This is a genomic window from Streptomyces sp. NPDC030840, from assembly GCF_055572015.1.
This window is the reverse complement of record NZ_JBVIEE010000034.1, coordinates 1-18,924: the sequence shown is the minus strand read 5'-3', so window position 1 is coordinate 18,924 and position 18,924 is coordinate 1. Positions and strand designations below refer to the sequence as shown.

Below are 18,924 nucleotides of genomic sequence, written 5' to 3'. Positions count from 1 at the left end.
GATCCGTGATCGGACCGTGATTCGGATCAGTGACGGGGACCATCAGCCAGCCAACCGGAAGCACGGGAAGAGATGTCGGCACCCAATAAGTCGTACGACCCTGTCGAGGTCGAGGCGTTGAAACCGGAAGAGATCGAGCGCATGCGGGACGAGGCGCTCACCGCCTTCGCCGCCGCGGACTCCCTCGACGCGCTCCAGGAGGCCAAGGTCGCCCACACCGGCGGCACCTCCCCGCTGGCCCTCGCCAACCGCGAGATCGGCGCCCTGCCCCCGCACGCCAAGGCCGCCGCGGGAAAGCTGGTCGGCCAGGCCCGTGGCGCCGTCAACAAGGGCCTCGCCGCCCGCCAGGCCGAGCTGGAGGCCGAGCGGGACGCCCGTGTGCTGGTCGAGGAGGCGGTGGACGTCACGCTGCCGTACGACCGCGTACCGGCCGGCGCCCGCCACCCGCTGACCACGCTCTCCGAGCGCATCGAGGACATCTTCGTGGCCATGGGCTACGAGGTCGCCGAGGGCCCTGAGGTCGAAGCCGAGTGGTTCAACTTCGACGCGCTCAACATCGGCCCGGACCACCCGGCGCGCGGCGAGGCCGACACCTTCTTCATCGAGGGCCCGGAGGGGTCCGGCAACTCCGGTGTCGTGCTGCGCACCCACACCTCGCCGGTGCAGATCCGCTCCCTGCTCGACCGCGAGCTGCCGGTCTACGTGATCTGCCCCGGTGTCGTCTACCGCACCGACGAGCTGGACGCCACCCACACGCCGGTCTTCCGCCAGGTCGAGCTGCTCGCCGTGGACGAGGGCCTGACCATGGCCGACCTCAAGGGCACCCTCGACCACATGGTCCAGTCGCTGTTCGGCGAGGACATGAAGACCCGGCTCAGGCCGAACTTCTTCCCGTTCACCGAGCCGTCCGCCGAGATGGACATGGTGTGCTACGTCTGCCGCGGCGAGTCCGTCGGCAACCCCGACCGCCCCTGCCGCACCTGCTCCTCCGAGGGCTGGATCGAGCTCGGCGGCTGCGGCATGGTCAACCCCAAGGTCCTGACGGCCTGCGGCGTCGACCCCGAGAAGTACAGCGGATTCGCCTTCGGTTTCGGCATCGAGCGAATGCTGATGTTCCGCCACAACGTCGAAGACATGCGAGACATGGTCGAGGGTGACGTCCGGTTCACCCGGCCGTTCGGGATGGAGATCTGATGCGGGTCCCGCTTTCCTGGCTGCGGGAGTACGTCGACCTGCCGGCGACTGAGACCGGGCGCGACGTCCAGGCCAAGCTCATTTCGGCCGGTCTGGAGGTCGAGACCGTCGACCACCTCGGCGCCGACCTCAAGGGGCCGCTCGTCGTCGGCCAGGTGCTGACCATCGAGGAGCTGGAGGGCTTCAAGAAGCCGATCCGCTTCTGCACCGTCGACGTCGGCACCGCCAACGGCACCGGTGAGCCGCAGGAGATCGTCTGCGGCGCGCGCAACTTCGCCGTCGGCGACAAGGTCGTCGTGGTCCTCCCGGGCGCCGTGCTGCCCGGCGGCTTCGCGATCTCGGCCCGCAAGACGTACGGCCGGAACTCGCACGGCATGATCTGCTCCAGCGACGAGCTGGGCATGGGCGACGACGGCACCAAGGGCATCATCGTCCTGCCACCGGAGTCCGAGGTCGGCAAGGACGCCATCGAGCTGCTCGAACTGGTCGACGAGGTCCTCGACATCGCCGTCACCGCCAACCGAGGCGACTGCCTGTCCATCCGCGGCGTCGCCCGTGAGACGGCCATCGCCTACGGTCTGCCGCTGCGCGACCCGGCGCTGCTCGACGTGCCCGTCCCGAACGCGTTCGGCTACCCCGTCGAGGTCTCCGACGCCGCCGGCTGCGACCGCTTCACCGCCCGTACGGTCACCGGCCTCGACCCGGAGGCGCGGTCCCCGATCTGGCTCAAGCGCCGGCTGCAGAAGGTCGGCATGCGCCCGATCTCGCTCGCCGTCGACATCACCAACTACGTGATGATGGAGCTCGGCCAGCCGCTGCACGCGTACGACCGGGGGCTCGTCCAGGGCACGATCGGCGTGCGCCGGGCCGAGGAGGGCGAGAAGATCACCACCCTCGACGGTGTCACGCGCACCCTGCACGCCGAGGACCTGGTGATCACCGACGAGCGCGGCCCGATCGGTCTGGCGGGCGTCATGGGCGGTGCCAACACCGAGATCGCCGACCACGATGCCACCGAGAACGGGGCGAACGCCTCCACGGACGTCGTCATCGAGGCCGCCCACTTCGACCAGGTCGCGATCGCGCGTACGGCCCGCCGCCACAAGCTGTCGTCGGAGGCGTCCCGCCGCTTCGAGCGCGGTGTCGACCCGCTGGCCGCGGCCGCCGCCGCCCAGCGCACCGTCGACCTGCTGGTCCTGCTCGCGGGCGGCACCGCCGACGCCGGTGTCACCGAGGTCGTCGCGCCGTCCGCGTCCCGGACGGTCACCATGCCGGCCCACCACCCGGACAAGGTCGCGGGCGTCGTCTACGGCCGCGAGACCGTCGTACGCCGCCTCCAGGACGTCGGCTGCACCGTGACCGGGCAGGACGAGCTGACCGTGACCGTGCCGTCGTGGCGGCCCGACCTCACCGAGCCGAACGACCTGGCGGAGGAGGTCATCCGCCTGGAGGGCTACGAGAACCTGCCCTCCACGCTGCCCAAGCCCCCCTCGGGCCGCGGACTGACCCACCGGCAGCGGCTGCACCGCCGCGTCGGCCGGGCCCTGGCCGGCGCCGGCTACGTCGAGGCGCCGAACTACCCGTTCATCAGCGAGCAGGTCTTCGACCAGCTCGGGCTGGACGCCGCCGACCCGGCCCGCCGTGTCGTCAAGCTCGTCAACCCGCTGAGCGACGAGGAGCCGGCGCTGCGCACGTCACTGCTGCCGGGCCTGCTCGGCGCGCTGCGGCGCAACGACGGGCGGGGCTCGCACGACCTCGCCCTGTTCGAGACCGGGCTGGTCTTCCTCCCGCGCGAGGACCAGCGCGTCGCCGCCTCGCTGCCCGTCGACCGCCGCCCGAGCGACGAGGAGATCGCGTCGCTGGGTGCCGCGCTGCCCGAGCAGCCGCGCCACGTCGCCGTCGTCCTCGCGGGCGCCCGCGAGCAGGCCGGCTGGTGGGGCAAGGGCCGTCCGGCCGACTGGGCCGACGCCGTCGAGGCCGCGCGGACGGTGGCCCGCGAGGCCGGCGCCGAGCTGGTCATCCGCAAGGGCCAGTACGGGCCGTGGCACCCCGGGCGCTGCGCCGAGCTGGCGATCACCGTCGACGGAGCCGAGCGGGTCGTGGGCCACGCGGGTGAGCTGCACCCCCGTGTGGTGAAGGCCCTGGGCCTGCCCGCGCGTGCCTCGGCGATGGAGCTCGACCTGGACGCGCTGGAGCGGGCCGGCGACGGCACGCCCCAGGCGCCGGGCATCTCCACGTTCCCGGTCGCCACGCAGGATGTCGCGCTCGTCGTGGACGAGTACGTCCCGGCGGCGGACGTCGAGGCCGCGCTGCGCGAGGGCGCCGGTGAACTGCTGGAGTCCATCCGGCTGTTCGACGTCTACGAGAACGCCGAGCAGCTCGGGGAGGGGCGGAAGTCCCTGGCGTACGCGCTCCGCTTCCGCGCGGGTGACCGGACTCTGACGGTCGACGAGGCGTCGGCGGCCCGGGATGCGGCGGTTGCCCTGGCGGGCGAGCGTACGGGGGCTGTTCTGCGAGGGTAGTCGCCGCGGGGGACCGCGTTGTGCGGCCGACCGCGGGTTCGCCGTGGCCGGCCGCGCCCACGCGGCGGGGCCGCACCATGTAACGGCCCCGCGCCCTGGCGCTGCGCTCCCACGCGCCCTCCAGGGAGCTTTCGCTCTCTTCTTGTGCGCCCCTGGCCCCGCATCGGTCACTTCACTCATTCGGGTGACAAGTCGGGGCGATCTGGCCCGATCGGGGCATGCGGCCGACAGAATCGGACCGGCCTTCCGGGGTCATCTGTGTGCTGTCCGGGCCTGATGGGGGGCCATCGGCATGTTTCGTACCAGGGCTGGGGCCAGGATCGTCAGCGGCGCCGTGTTCCTCGCTGTCGGCACCGGGCTGATGCTGCACCTCGGGCATGTGCTGTTCCGGGAGCTGCGACAGGTCCGCAGGGCCGCCGGCGCCGCACAGGGCGCCCTGCTCAGGCTGCTGCCCGCGCGCATCGACGGGCTGGCCGCGGCCGCCGCACAACTGTCGGCCGACCGAGGTGCCGGCGCCGGAGGGGACCTCTACGACGTGGTCGCCACCGAGCACGGTGTGCGGGTGGTGATGGGCGACGTCCGCGGGCACGGCAGCGGTGCGATCGGCACCGTCGCCGCCGTCCTCGGCTGCTTCCGCGAGGCCGTACACGACGAGGTCGAACTCGCCTGCCTGCTCAGGAGGCTGGACCACGCGCTCGCCCGGCACCTGCGCGAGCGGGCCGCGGCGGCACCGGACGCCGACAACCCGGTCGCCGAGGAATTCGTGACGGTACTGCTGCTGGAGATCCGGCGCGACGGCGCACTGCGCGCCCTCAACTGCGGCCACCCCTGGCCTTACCTCCTCGGCGACGGCCGCGCACAACCCCTCACCGGCGCCGACCCCCTGCCCCCACTCGGGCTGTTCCCCCTCCCCGCCGAGCTCCCACCCGTCGACTGCGGCCGACTCCAGCCGGGTGAGGCCCTGTTCCTCCACACCGACGGCGTCACCGACGCCAGGGACGCCCACGGCAGGTTCTTCCCGCTGCCCACCGTGCTCGCCGAGGCGGCCCGCACCCGCCCCCTCTCACCGGAGCAGGTGCTCCGCACCGTGTCCGCCCAACTCCTCTGTCACACCGGCGGAGGGCCCGCGGACGACGTGGCGGTCCTGGTCCTGCGAAACGACCGGCGCGCCCCAGTAGGGGCGCGGGGAACTGCGCGACCAGCCACAACGAACCCGCAGCCGACAAACAACGTGTAGTCACCCCGCTCCACCGGCGGAGCCAACCGGCGGAGCGCACCGGCGGAGCCGTCCGCCCCGCCACGGAGTGTCGGGCAGGCAGCTGGGCGGACGGCGTGGAATCGGGCCACCGCACTGTACGAGGGGGAGCCGGCGGCCCGGCCGGCCTCTTCACGAGGCATTTCAGTCAATCGGTCCCAAACTCTCCGCGGCACCGCACGCAGAGCACGGATACGAGCACTCGGTTCACACCCCGTGTGAAAGGGGAAGCGCTACGCTGCTCGCGGCCGGTACGAGCCACCGGAGGGCACCCATGCAGCCCAACACGCTGCTCGACGCGATCCTCGACGAGGCCGGGATCTCCCACGCGGGCCTCGCCGCCCATGTGAACCAGGCAGGGCGCGCCCGCGGTCTCGCCCTCAGGTACGAACACACCGCGGTGGCACGGTGGTTGAAGGGCCAGCGCCCGCGCGGCCAGGTGCCCGACCTGATCTGCGAGGTGCTCGCCACCCGGCTGCACCGCACCGTCACCCTCGACGACATCGGACTCGGCATCCCCGGCGAGCCGGCCGGCACCCACGGTTCGTCGCTCTCCGGCTTCGTGGAGCGCGCCACCGCGCTGTGGCGCTCCGACGAACAGCAGCGCCCGCACATCCTCGGTGCCCCGGCCGTCACCGGAACCCCCGCCGTGATGCCCGTGTGGGAGTGGGAGAACCCGCCCGAGGACGTGGACGTCTCGCGCGGCGGCCGGCACCAGGTCAGCATGGCCGACATCGAGATGCTGCGCGCGGCCCGCACGCACTACGAGCAGATGTACCGCAAGGCGGGCGGCATAGCGACGCGCACCCGTATCGTCGGCTTCCTCAACGCCGAGGCCGCGCCCCTGCTGCGGGGCAGCTACACCGATGCCACGGGGCGTCAACTCCACCGTGCCACGGGCGGGTTGGTGGCCGTCGCGGGCATCTGTGCGTACGACTCCGACGCCCACGGGCTCGCCCAGCGCTACTTCCACCAGGCGCTGCGGCTGGCGAAGGCCAGCGGGGACCGGGGGCTCGGCGCGTATGTGATCGCGCTGCTCGTGAACCAGTCGCTGTTCATGAAGGAGTACCGGCAGGCGGTCGCCTTCGCGGAGGCCGCGCTGCGCGCCGCGGGCAGGCACATCACCCCGGCGCTCGCCTCGGACCTGTACGCGATGCAGGCCAAGGCGTACGCGCACCTCGGCGACGGCACGAGCGCGCTGTCCTGCATCCGGCGTGCCGAGCAGGCCGCCGAGCGCATCCGGCGCGGGTACGAGCCGGACGAGACCGGCTATGTCCAGCCCGGCCTGGTCAACGTGCAGGTGGCGGAGGCCCTGCTCAGTCTCGGCGATCTGACGGCGGCGGCCGAGCACGCCACCCACGCGGTGGACACGCCGGCGCACGACCGGGGGCGCGTCCACCGGCTCGCCATGCTCAGCCAGATCGAACTGCGGCAGGGCAACGCCGACAAGGCGGTGGCGACCGCCGTCGAGATGGCCGAGACGGCGAGAGGGATGGAGTCCCAGCGGCTGCGCGACAGACTGCGGGCGGTGCGTGAGCACCTCGTACGCAGCGGCTGCGCCGGTACGGCCGAAGCGGCCGAACTCATCGACGGGGCACTGCGCGTACCGCTGTAGCGTGGAAGGCGTACCGAGGAAGACTGTGCCCCTCTGCGCCTCTCCGCTCAGAACGTACGGGAAGACCGCACCTCCGCTGTGTCGCGAGCGGGCCGCCATGCGCTCACTGTGCGCCTGCTGTCAGGCATGTCCTGCTGCGATATTGCCACTTACTCGGCGGAAGGTGGCAGAACCGTGCAGTGGACGAAACAGAACGAACGAACTGTGTATGAAAATCGCTGGTTCAGCGTCAATCTCGCGGATGTCGAGCTGCCGGACGGGCGGCACCTCGATCACTTCCTCATACGGCTGCGGCCCGTGGCCGTGGCGACGGTGGTGAACGAGGCGAACGAGGTGCTGCTGCTGTGGCGGCACCGTTTCATCACCGACAGCTGGGGGTGGGAGCTCGCCGCGGGCGTGGTCGACGACGGCGAGGACGTCGCCGAGGCGGCGGCCCGCGAACTGGAGGAGGAGACCGGCTGGCGGCCGGGACCCCTGCGTCACCTGATGAGCGTCGAGCCCTCCAACGGGCTCACCGACGCCAAGCACCACATCTTCTGGGCCGACGATGGCACCTACGTCGGCCACCCCGTGGACGACTTCGAGTCCGACCGCCGGGAATGGGTTTCCCTCAAGCTCGTTCCCGACATGGTCGCCCGCGGCGAGGTCCCGGCCGCCAACATGGCAGCCGCGCTGCTCCTCCTGCACCATCTGAGGCTCGGGCAGGACGCCATGCCCTGATCCCCCCAACGGCGTCCGGCGAGTTCAGCGGCCCACGGCCTGCCAGATCGCCACGACGAGCGCGCCCACGGCCGTGAGCGCCGCCACCGCGGGCAGCGGCCATCGGGTGTGCTCCAGGGCGACGATCCGTGCGCTCAGGTCGTCGACCTCCTTGGCGGTCTGCTCGGTACGGTGACTGAGCAGGGTGATCCCTCCCTCAACGCGGGCGTGCGCCACGTCGAGGCGGCGGCGTAACTCTGCGAGTTCACCGTGGACCACGGGATGCTCGGGGTCGGTGGCCACGAGTCCCACTCCTTTCTGTAGTCGTCTCACCCTTGCAGGCGCACGTGCAGTCAACTCCCCTGGTGGACGACTGGGGAGCGTGTGCGAGGGGCATATGCGTGCCCAGCGCGCACACGGTGTGTGAATGCCGTGGGCCCGGCACCTGCTTCGGTGCCGGGCCCACGGGCATGCCAAGTTCAACGGACGGTAATCAGGTTGACCCGCCATCAGGCCTACGGCGGCATCAGGGCCTACGGCGCATCAGACCGACGCGCCATCGGGCTTTCGCTCCATCAGGGGTACGTGTAGAAGCCCGACCCCGACTTCCGGCCCAGCCGGCCCGCGTCGACCATGCGCTGGAGCAGCGGGGGAGCGGCGTACAGCGGCTCCTTGTACTCCTCGTACATCGAGTAAGCCACCGAGGCCACCGTGTCCAGGCCGATCAGGTCGGAGAGCTTGAGCGGGCCCATCGGGTGGGCACAACCCAGCTCCATGCCGTTGTCGATGTCCTCACGGCTGGCGATGCCCGACTCGAACATCCGGATCGCGGAGAGCAGGTACGGGATCAGCAGCGCGTTGACCACGAAGCCGGACCGGTCCTGGGCGCGGATCGCGTGCTTGCCCAGCACCTTCTCCGTGAAGAGCTGGGCCCGGCTCAGCGTGCCCTCGGAGGTGGTGAGCGCGGGGATCAGCTCGACCAGCTGCTGCACGGGCGCCGGGTTGAAGAAGTGGATGCCGATGACCTGGTCGGGCCGCGAGGTGGCCACCGCCAGCTTCACCAGCGGGATGGACGAGGTGTTGGAGGCGAGGATCGCGTCCGGGCGGGTCACCACCTGGTCGAGCACCTGGAAGATCTCGGTCTTGACCTGCTCGTTCTCGACGACGGCCTCGATCACCAGGTCACGGTCCGCGAACTCGCCGAGGTCGGTGGTGAAGCTCAGCCGCGCCTGCGTCGCGTCCCGCTCCTCCTCGGTGATCTTGCCGCGCTCGGCCGCCTTCGACAGGGAGTTGTACAGCCGCGTACGGCCGATCTCCAGTGCCTCGCCGGTGGTCTCGGCGACCATCACGTCCAGTCCGGCGCGGGCGCACACCTCGGCGATGCCCGCTCCCATCTGGCCGCAGCCCACCACTCCGACGCGTGCGATATCTACCGAACTGCCTGTCACATCGTCCCTCTCGCCGGTCCACGGATCATCACAGGAAACCCGGGGATCAGGTCCTGCGCCAAACCCGCACGTTACCTTCGGCGGCTACTGATCAGTATCGCGGGTCGCGCATGGCAGGCTTTCCGGGCACGGGCGCTCGCAACGGGGCGGGTTCCCGGCACGCTCACGAAAGGCACGGGAATGAGCCGTATGTCGCGGCGTCTGTTCGCCGGGGCGATGCTCGGCGGCCTGGTCACGGCGGGAGGCGCGGCCGCCTGGGGCGCCACCACAGGGGACGACGACAACGACGACAAGGCCAGGCGCGAGGCGCCCACCACCGCACTGCGCGGCATGTGGCTGGCCTCCGTCACCAACCGCGACTGGCCCTCCCGCCCCGGTCTGACCGCAAAGCAGCAGCGCGCCGAACTCATCGGGCACCTCGACACGGCCGTGAAGCGCCGCCTCAACGCGGTGATCTTCCAGGTCCGGCCCGCGGCCGACGCCCTCTGGCCGTCGCCGTACGAGCCGTGGTCGCAGTACCTCACCGGAACCCAGGGCAAGGACCCCGGGTGGGACCCGCTGGGCACGGCGGTCGAGGAAGCCCACGCGCGAGGGCTGGAGCTGCACGCCTGGTTCAACCCGTACCGCGTCGCACTCCACGACGACCCGAGGAAGCTGGCCGCCTCCCACCCCGCGCGCAAGCACCCGGACTGGGTCGTCTCCTACGGCGGCAAGCTCTACTACAACCCCGGCATCCCGGCGGTGCGCGCCTTCGTCCAGAACGCCATGCTCGACGCCGTGCGCCGGTACCCGGTCGACGCCGTGCACTGGGACGACTACTTCTACCCCTACCCGGTCGCGGGGCAGACCTTCGGCGACGACGCGGCGTACGACAAGTACGGCGGCGGCTTCTCCAGCCGTGCCGCCTGGCGGCGCGACAACATCGACAAACTGGTGCGCGAGACGGCGGCGAAGATCAAGCAGATCCGGCCCGGCACCCAGCTCGGCATCAGCCCCTTCGGCGTGTGGCGCAACGCCGCCACCGACCCGCTCGGCTCCGACACGAAGGCCGGCGTGCAGACGTACGACGACCTTTACGCGGACACCCGGAAATGGGTCCGCAAGCACTGGATCGACTACATCTGCCCGCAGCTGTACTGGAACATCGGCCTCGCCGCCGCCGACTACGCCAAACTGGTCCCCTGGTGGGCGAAGGTCGCCGACGGCAGCGGGACACGGCTGTACGTGGGGGAGGCGCTGTACAAGGCCGGGGACCCGGCACAGCCGGCGGCCTGGCAGAAGCCCGGGGAACTGTCGCGCCACCTCACCCTCGCCGGGAAGTACCCGCAGGTGAGGGGGCACGTGTTCTTCTCGGCCAAGGAGGTCGAGGAGGACAGGATCGGCGCGATGGCCCGCGTCGTCGCCGACCACTACAAGCAGCGGGTCGACCCGCCGAGCTGACCCAGGGGCGTCGCGCCCCGGTGCACCCTGCCGCGACCCGGTACGCCCGGTGCCCCGGGGCTTGACCGGCCCCGCCGCGGTGCTCAGCCACCTGGGCGGCCGGTCCCGAGGGTCGGTCGCCGGTGGCTGGTGGCTGGTGGCCGGAGGCTCGTCCACTCCTGCTGCGGCGCCCACGCATCCGGGGCACCGGCGGCGCGCGGTGCCGGTGGTCGGTCGGTGTCGGCCGGTGGCCCGGCCTGTTCCGACCCGGCGCGGTGTCCCGAGCGGGCTTGGCGCGGCCCGGGCGCGGGCCGGAAGTGGCTGGTCGCGCAGTTCCCCGCGCCCCTGCAAGCCGGCCCCTCCACGCTCCTTACGGGGCGCGGCCCCACACAATCCGGCCCCTCCGGCATGTGAGGAGCGGGGTCCGGGGTGGAGCCCCGGGGACGGGACGGTAAGGGGCGGCGGGGGCGAGAAACACCTCCAACGGCCGGGGCGCCGGCCGGAAGCCCAGGGCCGTGCGGCGCCGGGCCGCCGACACCGTGCTCCGTACCCTCGCCCCGTGAGGGGGCGGGGCTTGGCCGCCGTCCGCGGCGGCGCGATCAGCCCCACCAGCCCGCGGATTCATCACCCGCTTCCGCGGAGCGCCTAGTGTGCGGGCTCCCCGCGGTGACGGACGACCGAGTCCGGTCCGGGGGACATCAGGGCCTCGTGCCCGTCGTCCTCGAAACGGACCCGGAACGGGGGAGTGCCGTTCGGTCCCAGTACCTCGACGATCATCGCGGTCCTGTCGTGCTGCCCGACGGTCCGGCCGTGCACCAGCAGGATGTCGCCTACGTCTGCACGCATCTGGAGGGCCTCCTCGTTCGCGCAGGAGTGGTCCGTAATCGCAGTCTATGGCGGATGGCGCCGGATGGGACCGGCAAGGGCACCGCGGTCGAGCGGTCAGCCACGCGCCCGCTGCGTGACCGCGATGCAGACCAGTACGGCCGCGGCCGTCACGGGCGCGGCGGGAGTGAGCTGCTCACCGAGCAGCAGCACCGACCACACCAGTGTGAGCAGAGGCTGTGCCAGCTGCAACTGACTCGCCTTCGGGATGCCGATGGCGGCCATGCCCCGGTACCAGACCACCAGACCCAGGAACTGCGAGCCCGCGGCGACCCACAGCAGCCCGGTAACACCGTGCGCGGTCAGTAGCACCGGCTCGTACGACAGCGCCACCAGCGCCCCCGGCACGGTGAGCGGCAGACACATCACCAGCGCCCAGCCGATCACCTGCCAGCCGGGCATGACCCGGGCCAGCCGGCCGCCCTCGGTGTAACCGGCCGCGCACACCAGCAGTGCGCCGAACAGGTACAGATCCGCCGCCGTGAGGGCGCCGCCGCTCTGCCCCACGGTGAAAGCGATCACGGCGGCCGCGCCCGCGAGGGCCGCCGCCCAGAAGGTCCAGGAGGGGCGGGTGCCCACGCGCAGGGCGGAGAACAGGGCGGTCGTGAGCGGGAGCAGGCCGACGACGACGGCGGCGTGCGCGGTCGTCGAGGTCTGGAGGGCCAGCGTCGTCAGGAGCGGGAAGCCCACGACGACCCCCGCGGCGACGACCGCGAGCCCCGCCCAGTGGCGGCGGCCGGGCAGCGGAACGCGCAGGACCAGCAGACAGCCGCCGGCGAGCACGGCGGCGAGGACGGTTCGTACGGCCACCAAGGACCAGGGCCCGAAGCCCTCCAGCCCCCAGGCGGTGGCGGGAAAAGTGAGGGAGAAGGCGGCCACACCGAGGGCGGCCTGGAGGGTGCCGACGGTACGGGGGCTCTCCCGTGGGGCGCTGACCGCTACCCTGGTCGGCGCAGTAGCGCTACTGTGTGCTCTCATGCATGAGCGTAACAGTGTCGGTGAACTGGCGAAACGGCTTAGACAGGAGCTCGACCGCTACTCCCCGGGCGGAAAGCTGCCGTCGAGCCGCGCACTGGTCGAACGCTTCAAGGTCAGCCCGGTGACCGTCTCGCGCGCCCTGGCGCAACTGTCCGCCGAGGGGCTGGTGGTCACGCGCCCCGGCGCGGGCGCCTTCCGCGCCGAGCCGCGCGGGACCCCCGCTCCCGCCGGGGACACCTCGTGGCAGGAGGTCGCGCTGAGCGCGGACGGCGCCGCCGACCTGGTGCCACGGACCGTGGACGCCTCGGGGGTACTGGCCTCGCTCGCGGCCCCGCCGCCGGGCGTGATCGAGTTCAACGGGGGTTATCTGCACCCGTCGTTGCAGCCCGAGCAGGCGATGGGCGCCGCCCTGTCGCGGGCGGGGCGCCGTCCCGGGGCATGGGCACGGCCACCCGTGGAGGGGGTTCCTGAGCTGCGGGAGTGGTTCGCGCGCGGCATCGGGGGCGCCGTCACCGCGGCCGAGGTGCTCGTCACGGCGGGTGGTCAGTCCGCGTTGACCACCGCGCTGCGCGCCCTCGCGCCGCCGGGCGCGCCGGTGCTCGTCGAGTCGCCCACGTACCCCGGCATGCTGGCGATCGCGCGGGCGGCAGGCCTGCGCCCCGTCCCGGTTCCCGTGGACGCGGACGGGGTGAGGCCGGTGCTGCTCGCCGACGCGTTCCGGGCGACCGGCGCGCGGGTGTTCGTCTGCCAGCCGCTGTTCCAGAACCCCACCGGCGCCCTGCTCTCCGCCGAGCGGCGGGGCGAGGTGCTGCGGATCGCGCGCGAGGCGGGCGCGTTCGTGGTCGAGGACGACTTCGTGCGGCGGCTCGTGCACGAGGACGCGGGGCCGCTGCCGCGTCCACTGGCGGCCGAGGACCCCGACGGGGTGGTCGTCCACGTCTGCTCGCTCACCAAGGCGACCTCGCCCAGCTTCCGGGTGGGCGCCCTCGCGGCCCGCGGGCCCGTGCTGGAGCGGCTGCGCGCCATCCAGGTCGTCGACACCTTCTTCGTGCCGCGCCCGCTGCAGGAGGCCGCCCTCGAACTCGTGGGCTCCCCGGCCTGGTCACGGCATCTGCGGGCGGTGTCGGCGGAGCTGAGGCGCCGCCGGGACACGATGACGTCCGCCCTGCGCCTTGAGCTGCCCGAGTACTGCCTGCCGCACATCCCGTCCGGCGGCTATCACCTGTGGCTGCGCCTGCCTGACGGAACAGACGAGTACGTCCTGGTCGCCGAGGCGCTCCGCGCGGGCGTCGCCGTCACTCCCGGGCGCCCCTACTTCAGCGCCGAACCCCCGGCCGCCCACCTCCGGCTGAGTTTCGCCGGCGTGGCGGGGACCGGGGAGATCACCGCGGGGGTGCGGAGGCTGAGGGCGGCGGGAAACACTTCGGCAGCGCTCCCCTGAGCTGCGAACGTCCCGCCATGACCGACGAGCCTGCCCTCCCCGAGGGCTACGAGATCTCCTTCGACCCGACCGCATCGACCTCGGGCGGGTCCACCGCTGGCTGTCCACGGACGCGTACGGGGCCATCGGCCGGCCCCGCGAGAAGCAGGAGCGCGCGATCGCCGGGTCGCTCAACTTCGGGGCGTACGAGGTGTCCTCGGGTGAGCAGGTCGCCTACGCGCGGGTGGTGACCGACCGGGCCACGTTCGCGTGGCTCTGCGACGTGTACGTCGACCGGCAGGCACGCGGGAAGGGCCTGGGCGTCGCCCTGGTCGCGGCCGTGCGCGAGCACCTGCGGCCGTACGGGCTGAGGCGCGTCCTGCTCGCGACCCATGACGCGCACGGCGTCTACGGCTCGGGTTCCGTGCACTGGACAAGCCGGACCAGTGGATGGCGTTCGCGTACGCCGGGGACGGCGACGGGGCGGAGTGAGCCTCGCGACCCCCTGGGTCACTGCTGGATAACGCCCATTGACCTGCAGAGTCCCGCGTTCCAGTATCGCCGCATGCATCTTCGGGTCACGTTCGTCGCCGCCGCGCGCAGCGCCTCGCTGCTCGCCGAGCGCTTCGGGGACGACCGGCCGATGGACCAGGCCGGCTGGGACGAGGTGCAGCGCGCCGCCCCTGACCTCGTCCCGCTGGCCGCGGCCGAGTTGCGCTACTGCTCGCCCACGCCGCGCAGCCGGGCCACCGGTGACGCCCTCGGTTACGCTCCGCTGGCGCAGCCCGCACTGCGGGACTGCGACATGGGCCGGTGGCGCGGGTTCACGCTCGGCGAGGCGATGGCCCGGGAGCCGCAAGCGGTCGACGCGTGGCTCGCCGATCCGCGTGCGACCCCGCACGGAGGGGAGTCCCTGCACTCCTTCATCGCCCGTGTCGGCGAATGGCTCGACACACGTCCCGCTGACGACGGCGGCCGCATCGTCGCCGTGGCCGAACCCTCCGTCGTCCGGGCCGCGCTCGTCTACGCGCTCAAGGCCCCGCCGTCGACCTACTGGAACATCGACGTCCGCCCTCTGTCGACGGCCACCGTCGCCGGCCACTCCGGCCGCTGGCGCCTGCGTCTGGACGGGACGGCGGACCTGGCCTAGGCGCCCCGGGCGCGTGTGTAGTCGGTCGTCAGGACCAGGTTCTTGGCGGGGCCGCGCACGCGCCACACCGTGCACCAGTGGTCCGCGTCGTACACCGTGAACTCGCCCCGGTAGAGGTCCGCAGAGCAGGGATGGTCGGCCGTCCAGTGGCCCGAGGTGAGGTCCAGGCCGTGGAACGGGCGGTCGTCCGCGAACCTGACGTCCGCGGTGCCGGGAGCGGCGCCGGGCAGGAAACGCAGCGTCCGCTCCGCGGGGCGGGGGACACCCCGCCAGGTGAAGGTGCCGGATTCGTGATGCAGGAGCCCGCCGCCGTCCAGCGGGCTGAAAGCGGTCGTGCCCTCGAAGCAGCCCTCGTCACCGCCGGCGAGGTCGCGCGCCGAGCGTTGTACGTGCCATCGCCCGGCGAGGTACGCCAGAACGTCCGGCACCGGCAGGCACTCGTCCATCCATCCCTCGCTTTCGTACCTTCGGCAACTTTCGCTGCCGCGTGACCCATTGACGCGTCCCAGTCACCTCCCTATCTTGCCGTTCGAAGTGCTGATCATTGTCTGGAATTTCGAACAACTCCCATCGCTGAGCCGCGGAGTATCCATGTCACACAGCACCACTCGCAATCGCTGGAGACTTGCCCTCGGGGCAAGCGCTTTCCTGTTGGCGGCGGGCGTCATCCCGGCCCCCGCGCACGCCGAGGACGTCACCGACTACGCGATCACCGTCGACCCCACCGCCAAGGGCGCGAAGATCGACGACACGATGTACGGCGTCTTCTTCGAGGACATCAACCGGGCCGCGGACGGAGGCCTGTACGCCGAGCTCGTGCAGAACCGGTCCTTCGAGTACTCCACCGCCGACAACGGCTCGTACACCCCCCTCACGTCCTGGGCGGTCGACGGCACCGCGCAGGTCCTGAACGACGACGGACGACTCAACGAGCGCAACCGCAACTACCTCTCCCTCGGCGCGGGTTCGTCCGTGACGAACGCGGGCTACAACACCGGCGTCCACGTCGAGGAGGGCAAGAGATACGACTTCTCGGTGTGGGCGCGCGCCGAGAGCGGCAGCACCCTCACCGTCACCCTCAAGGACGCCGACGGCACCCTGGCGACCGCCCGCCGGGTGACCGTGAAGGGCGGCTGGGCCAAGTACACCGCCGCCTTCACCGCGACCCGTACCAGCTCCGTCGGGCGTCTGAGTGTGGCCTCCTCGGGCGCCGCCGCACTCGACATGGTGTCGCTGTTCCCGCGCGACACCTACAAGCACCAGCCCAACGGCCTGCGCAAGGACCTCGCGGAGAAGGTCGCCGCCCTGCGTCCGGGCTTCGTCCGCTTCCCCGGCGGCTGCCTGGTCAACACCGGCTCCATGCAGGACTACAGCGAGGCCTCGGGCTGGCAGCGCAAGCGCTCCTACCAGTGGAAGGACACCATCGGCCCGGTCGAGCAGCGCCCCACGAACGCCAACTTCTGGGGCTACAACCAGAGTTACGGACTCGGCTACTACGAGTACTTCCGCTTCTCGGAGGACATCGGCGCCATGCCGCTGCCCGTCGTCCCGGCCCTGGTCACCGGCTGCGGCCAGAACAAGGCCACCGACGACGACGCGCTCCTCAAGCGCCATGTCCAGGACACCCTGGACCTCATCGAGTTCGCCAACGGCCCGGTGACGTCGACGTGGGGCAGGAAGCGCGCCCAGATGGGCCACCCCAAGCCCTTCCACCTCACCCACCTCGCGGTCGGCAACGAGGAGAACCTGCCGAACGAGTTCTTCGCCCGGTTCCAGCGGTTCCGCGCCGCGATCGAGGCCAAGTACCCCGACATCACGGTGATCTCCAACTCGGGCCCGGACGACTCCGGTTCGACCTTCGACACGGCCTGGAAGCTGAACAGGGACGCCAAGGTCGACATGGTCGACGAGCACTACTACAACAGCCCGCAGTGGTTCCTGCAGAACAACGACCGTTACGACTCCTACGACCGCGGCGGCCCGAAGGTCTTCCTCGGCGAGTACGCGTCCCAGGGCAACACCTTCAAGAACGGCCTCACCGAAGCCGCGTTCATGACGGGTCTGGAGCGCAACGCGGACATCGTCAAACTCGCCTCGTACGCACCGCTGTTCGCGGACGAGGACTATGTGCAGTGGCGCCCGGACCTGATCTGGTTCAACAACCATGCCTCCTGGAACTCGGCCAACTACGAGGTCCAGAAGCTCTTCATGACCAACGTCGGCGACCGTGTGGTGCCGTCGACCGCGACCGGCACGCCCTCCATGACCGCCCCCATCTCGGGCGCCGTCGGCCTGTCGACGTGGGCGACCACCGCCGCGTACGACGACGTGAAGGTCACGAGCGCGGACGGGCAGACGCTGCTCAGCGACGACTTCAGCGCCGACGCCTCGAAGTGGAACCACACCGGCGGCGGCAGCTGGAGCATCCAGGACGGGCAGTACGTGCAGACCGACGTGGCCGCCGAGAACACCATGGTCTCGGCCGGCGACACCTCCTGGCACGACTACGACCTGAAGGTGAAGGCCACCAAGAAGTCCGGCAAGGAGGGCTTCCTGGTCGCCTTCGGCGTCAAGGACACCGGCAACTACTACTGGTGGAACCTCGGGGGCTGGAACAACACCACGTCGGCGGTCGAGCAGGCCGTGGACGGCGGAAAGTCGTCGCTGATCTCGAAGCCGGGGACCATCGAGACGGGCCGTACGTACGACATCGAGGTCAAGGTGCGGGGCCGTCAGGTGACCCTCTACCTCGACGGCCAGGAGTGGGGCAGCTTCAAGGACGACAAGCCGACCGAGCCCTTCCGGCAGGTGGTGACGGAGGACGCCAGGACCGGTGACCTGATCGTCAAGGTCGTCAACGCCCAGGCGGCACAGGCCCGTACGGCCGTCGATCTCGGCGGCGCGAAGGTCCGCTCCACGGCCCGGGTGACCACGCTCAAGGCGGCCCCGGACGCGGTGAACACCGAGACCGAGACGCCGGTCGCGCCGGTGACGTCCACGTTCACCGGGGTGGCCGACAGGTTCACGTACACCTTCCCGGCCAACTCCGTGACGTTCCTGCGGATCAAACAGAAGTAGGCGTTCGGTGATCCCGCGGGCGGCTCAGGCGCCGAAGTACGCCTGGGCCGCCCGTACCCCTTCCGTCGGCGCGTCCACCTCCTCGGGGGCGTTGTACGGTCGTTCAGGACCTGGCCCGCGTCGTGCGACCCCGGGAGCGCCCGTGGGGGGAGTGGCCGGGGCGGTGAGCCTATGCTGGCGCGCATGCAGTCCTACACGATCGGCCAGGCGGCGCGGCTGCTCGGGGTGAGCCCGGACACCGCGCGGCGGTGGGCGGACGCGGGGCGGGTGGCGACCCGCCGCGACGAGACCGGGCGACGGCTCATCGACGGGAAGGACCTCGCCGCGTTCTCCGTGGAGCTGGCCGGCACCGGCGGCGATGAGGACGTCTCGTACACCTCGGCCCGCAACGCCTTCCCCGGCATCGTCACCGCCGTGAAACTCGGTGACGTCGCGGCCCAGGTGGAGATCCAGGCGGGCCCGCACCGGCTGGTCTCGCTGCTGACCCGGGAGGCCGTGGAGGAACTGGGCCTCGAGGTCGGCATGGAGGCCACCGCCCGGGTGAAGTCGACGAACGTGCACATCGACCGCTCCTGAGCGGCGGAGGTCCGGGCGACGGCCAAGGTGACGCCGACACACGCGCGCCCCGCCTGACGCGACGCGGCAGCGGCGCCCTGGCAGACTGCGGCGAGGAACGCACTGGGGATTCCCACCGGCCGACCCGCCCCTTCTCTGTGACGCGCTCCATGAGCCTGTCCATCCGCAACCGGCTGCCCGGCACGGTGTGCGGCATCGCCACCGGCGGCGCCATGGCCACGGTCAAGGTCACCGTCGCGGGCGGTGAACTCACCGCCGCGATCACCGCGGACGCGGTCGCCGACCTGGGGCTCGCGAACGGTTCCTCCGTCACCGCGTTGATCAAGTCCACCGAGGTCTCCCTCGCCGCCGGATGAGCCACCCGGCCCCTTGCTCCGGGTGTGACCGAGAACTTTAGTTGGCGAATCATGTTCTGAGACGCGCAGGTCGGGAGCGCGTGGAGAATCTTTGTTGGCAAATTATGAGAGGGATAGTTGGCAAATCATGGACTTGGATGTTCACTGTGCGTGAGCGATGGGGCGAGCCGGTTCCTCGTCGGTAATGCCGACCACCTGGCGAACTCGATCCTGTAGGCGTCGGACGTTCGGGGTTACTGACTCTGAAAGCGTGATGTCGTCATGGTGAGGCGGCCACCAGTCCGGTTCCGGTGAGACAGCCATCGAGAACGTCGTGGCGGTACTGGAGC

Annotated in this window: 15 protein-coding genes and 2 pseudogenes; 12 read left to right on the top strand and 5 right to left on the bottom strand. The window is 71.3% G+C overall.

Annotated elements, in window-relative coordinates; all coding sequences use genetic code 11:
- Positions 1 to 72 precede the first annotated feature (72 nt).
- The 5 genes from pheS (at position 73) to ACZ49J_RS42040 (ending at position 7,306) form a co-directional block, all read left to right on the top strand.
- The gene (pheS, locus tag ACZ49J_RS42060; protein ID WP_467456479.1) at positions 73 to 1,194 is read left to right on the top strand and encodes a phenylalanine--tRNA ligase subunit alpha; all 1,122 of its coding nucleotides are present in this window, start codon (positions 73 to 75) and stop codon (positions 1,192 to 1,194) included.
- On the top strand, positions 1,194 to 3,716 hold the full coding sequence (gene pheT, locus ACZ49J_RS42055) for a phenylalanine--tRNA ligase subunit beta (protein WP_467456480.1): 2,523 nt from the start codon (positions 1,194 to 1,196) through the stop codon (positions 3,714 to 3,716). The genes pheS and pheT overlap by 1 nt, the downstream gene beginning before the upstream one ends.
- 292 nt (positions 3,717 to 4,008) lie before the next feature.
- Positions 4,009 to 4,953, top strand: coding sequence for a PP2C family protein-serine/threonine phosphatase (locus tag ACZ49J_RS42050; protein ID WP_467456481.1), 945 nt, complete (start codon positions 4,009 to 4,011; stop codon positions 4,951 to 4,953).
- A 292-nt stretch (positions 4,954 to 5,245) separates the two neighbouring features.
- The gene (locus tag ACZ49J_RS42045; RefSeq protein WP_467456482.1) at positions 5,246 to 6,586 is read left to right on the top strand and encodes a transcriptional regulator; all 1,341 of its coding nucleotides are present in this window, start codon (positions 5,246 to 5,248) and stop codon (positions 6,584 to 6,586) included.
- Positions 6,587 to 6,760: 174 nt separating this feature from the next.
- The gene (locus ACZ49J_RS42040) at positions 6,761 to 7,306 is read left to right on the top strand and encodes an NUDIX domain-containing protein (protein WP_467456484.1); all 546 of its coding nucleotides are present in this window, start codon (positions 6,761 to 6,763) and stop codon (positions 7,304 to 7,306) included.
- Between the two features lie 24 nt (positions 7,307 to 7,330).
- Here ACZ49J_RS42040 and ACZ49J_RS42035 read toward each other — a convergent pair whose 3' ends face one another.
- Together ACZ49J_RS42035 and ACZ49J_RS42030 are read right to left on the bottom strand one after the other, a co-directional pair.
- A complete protein-coding gene (locus tag ACZ49J_RS42035; RefSeq protein WP_467456485.1) occupies positions 7,331 to 7,588 on the bottom strand; it encodes a hypothetical protein in 258 nt (85 codons plus the stop codon).
- A gap of 272 nt (positions 7,589 to 7,860) precedes the next feature.
- Positions 7,861 to 8,733: a 3-hydroxybutyryl-CoA dehydrogenase gene (locus tag ACZ49J_RS42030; protein ID WP_467456487.1), complete on the bottom strand. Its 873-nt coding sequence runs from the start codon at positions 8,731 to 8,733 to the stop codon at positions 7,861 to 7,863.
- Positions 8,734 to 8,922: 189 nt separating this feature from the next.
- On the opposite strand from ACZ49J_RS42030, the gene ACZ49J_RS42025 reads away from it, so the two are divergent.
- Positions 8,923 to 10,173, top strand: a complete 1,251-nt coding sequence (locus tag ACZ49J_RS42025; protein WP_467456489.1) for a glycoside hydrolase family 10-like protein — start codon at positions 8,923 to 8,925, stop codon at positions 10,171 to 10,173.
- A 624-nt stretch (positions 10,174 to 10,797) separates the two neighbouring features.
- Here ACZ49J_RS42025 and ACZ49J_RS42020 read toward each other — a convergent pair.
- Both ACZ49J_RS42020 and ACZ49J_RS42015 read right to left on the bottom strand, forming a co-directional pair.
- Complete coding sequence (locus tag ACZ49J_RS42020) at positions 10,798 to 10,998, bottom strand: DUF1918 domain-containing protein (protein WP_467456490.1); 201 nt, start codon at positions 10,996 to 10,998, stop codon at positions 10,798 to 10,800.
- Positions 10,999 to 11,094: 96 nt separating this feature from the next.
- A complete protein-coding gene (locus ACZ49J_RS42015) occupies positions 11,095 to 12,015 on the bottom strand; it encodes a DMT family transporter (protein WP_467456492.1) in 921 nt (306 codons plus the stop codon).
- Here ACZ49J_RS42015 and ACZ49J_RS42010 point away from each other — a divergent pair.
- The 3 genes and pseudogenes from ACZ49J_RS42010 (at position 12,014) to ACZ49J_RS42000 (ending at position 14,585) form a co-directional block, all read left to right on the top strand.
- Complete coding sequence (locus ACZ49J_RS42010) at positions 12,014 to 13,456, top strand: aminotransferase-like domain-containing protein (protein WP_467456493.1); 1,443 nt, start codon at positions 12,014 to 12,016, stop codon at positions 13,454 to 13,456. The two genes, ACZ49J_RS42015 and ACZ49J_RS42010, sit on opposite strands and share 2 nt — an antisense overlap.
- 1 nt (position 13,457) lies before the next feature.
- Positions 13,458 to 13,787 (top strand): annotated as a pseudogene (locus ACZ49J_RS42005) (GNAT family N-acetyltransferase); the annotation flags it as partial.
- 213 nt (positions 13,788 to 14,000) lie between these two features.
- Entirely contained in the window at positions 14,001 to 14,585 is a 585-nt protein-coding gene (locus ACZ49J_RS42000) for a histidine phosphatase family protein (RefSeq protein WP_467456506.1), read from the top strand.
- Here ACZ49J_RS42000 and ACZ49J_RS41995 read toward each other — a convergent pair.
- A complete protein-coding gene (locus tag ACZ49J_RS41995) occupies positions 14,582 to 15,031 on the bottom strand; it encodes a DUF6314 family protein (protein WP_467456495.1) in 450 nt (149 codons plus the stop codon). The two genes, ACZ49J_RS42000 and ACZ49J_RS41995, sit on opposite strands and share 4 nt — an antisense overlap.
- A 145-nt stretch (positions 15,032 to 15,176) precedes the next feature.
- Here ACZ49J_RS41995 and ACZ49J_RS41990 point away from each other — a divergent pair, with 145 nt between their 5' ends.
- The 3 genes and pseudogenes from ACZ49J_RS41990 to ACZ49J_RS41980 all read left to right on the top strand — a co-directional run.
- Positions 15,177 to 17,663 (top strand): alpha-L-arabinofuranosidase C-terminal domain-containing protein, encoded by a 2,487-nt coding sequence (locus tag ACZ49J_RS41990; RefSeq protein WP_467456496.1) that lies wholly within the window; start codon positions 15,177 to 15,179, stop codon positions 17,661 to 17,663.
- Positions 17,664 to 17,846: 183 nt separating this feature from the next.
- Positions 17,847 to 18,239 carry a TOBE domain-containing protein gene (locus tag ACZ49J_RS41985; protein WP_467456498.1) on the top strand — a complete coding sequence of 131 codons (393 nt, stop codon included), beginning with the start codon at positions 17,847 to 17,849 and terminating at the stop codon, positions 18,237 to 18,239.
- A gap of 155 nt (positions 18,240 to 18,394) precedes the next feature.
- Positions 18,395 to 18,595, top strand: a pseudogene (locus ACZ49J_RS41980) (TOBE domain-containing protein); the annotation flags it as partial.
- Positions 18,596 to 18,924: the final 329 nt, after the last annotated feature.

Coding starts and splice junctions, on each gene's coding strand:
- pheS (WP_467456479.1), top strand. CDS start 73: ATGTCGGCACCCAATAAGTCGTACGACCCTGTCGAGGTCGAGGCGTTG.
- pheT (WP_467456480.1), top strand. CDS start 1,194: ATGCGGGTCCCGCTTTCCTGGCTGCGGGAGTACGTCGACCTGCCGGCG.
- ACZ49J_RS42050 (WP_467456481.1), top strand. CDS start 4,009: ATGTTTCGTACCAGGGCTGGGGCCAGGATCGTCAGCGGCGCCGTGTTC.
- ACZ49J_RS42045 (WP_467456482.1), top strand. CDS start 5,246: ATGCAGCCCAACACGCTGCTCGACGCGATCCTCGACGAGGCCGGGATC.
- ACZ49J_RS42025 (WP_467456489.1), top strand. CDS start 8,923: ATGTCGCGGCGTCTGTTCGCCGGGGCGATGCTCGGCGGCCTGGTCACG.
- ACZ49J_RS42020 (WP_467456490.1), bottom strand. CDS start 10,998: ATGCGTGCAGACGTAGGCGACATCCTGCTGGTGCACGGCCGGACCGTC.
- ACZ49J_RS42010 (WP_467456493.1), top strand. CDS start 12,014: ATGCATGAGCGTAACAGTGTCGGTGAACTGGCGAAACGGCTTAGACAG.
- ACZ49J_RS42015 (WP_467456492.1), bottom strand. CDS start 12,015: ATGAGAGCACACAGTAGCGCTACTGCGCCGACCAGGGTAGCGGTCAGC.
- ACZ49J_RS42000 (WP_467456506.1), top strand. CDS start 14,001: ATGCATCTTCGGGTCACGTTCGTCGCCGCCGCGCGCAGCGCCTCGCTG.
- ACZ49J_RS41995 (WP_467456495.1), bottom strand. CDS start 15,031: ATGGACGAGTGCCTGCCGGTGCCGGACGTTCTGGCGTACCTCGCCGGG.
- ACZ49J_RS41990 (WP_467456496.1), top strand. CDS start 15,177: ATGTCACACAGCACCACTCGCAATCGCTGGAGACTTGCCCTCGGGGCA.
- ACZ49J_RS41985 (WP_467456498.1), top strand. CDS start 17,847: ATGCAGTCCTACACGATCGGCCAGGCGGCGCGGCTGCTCGGGGTGAGC.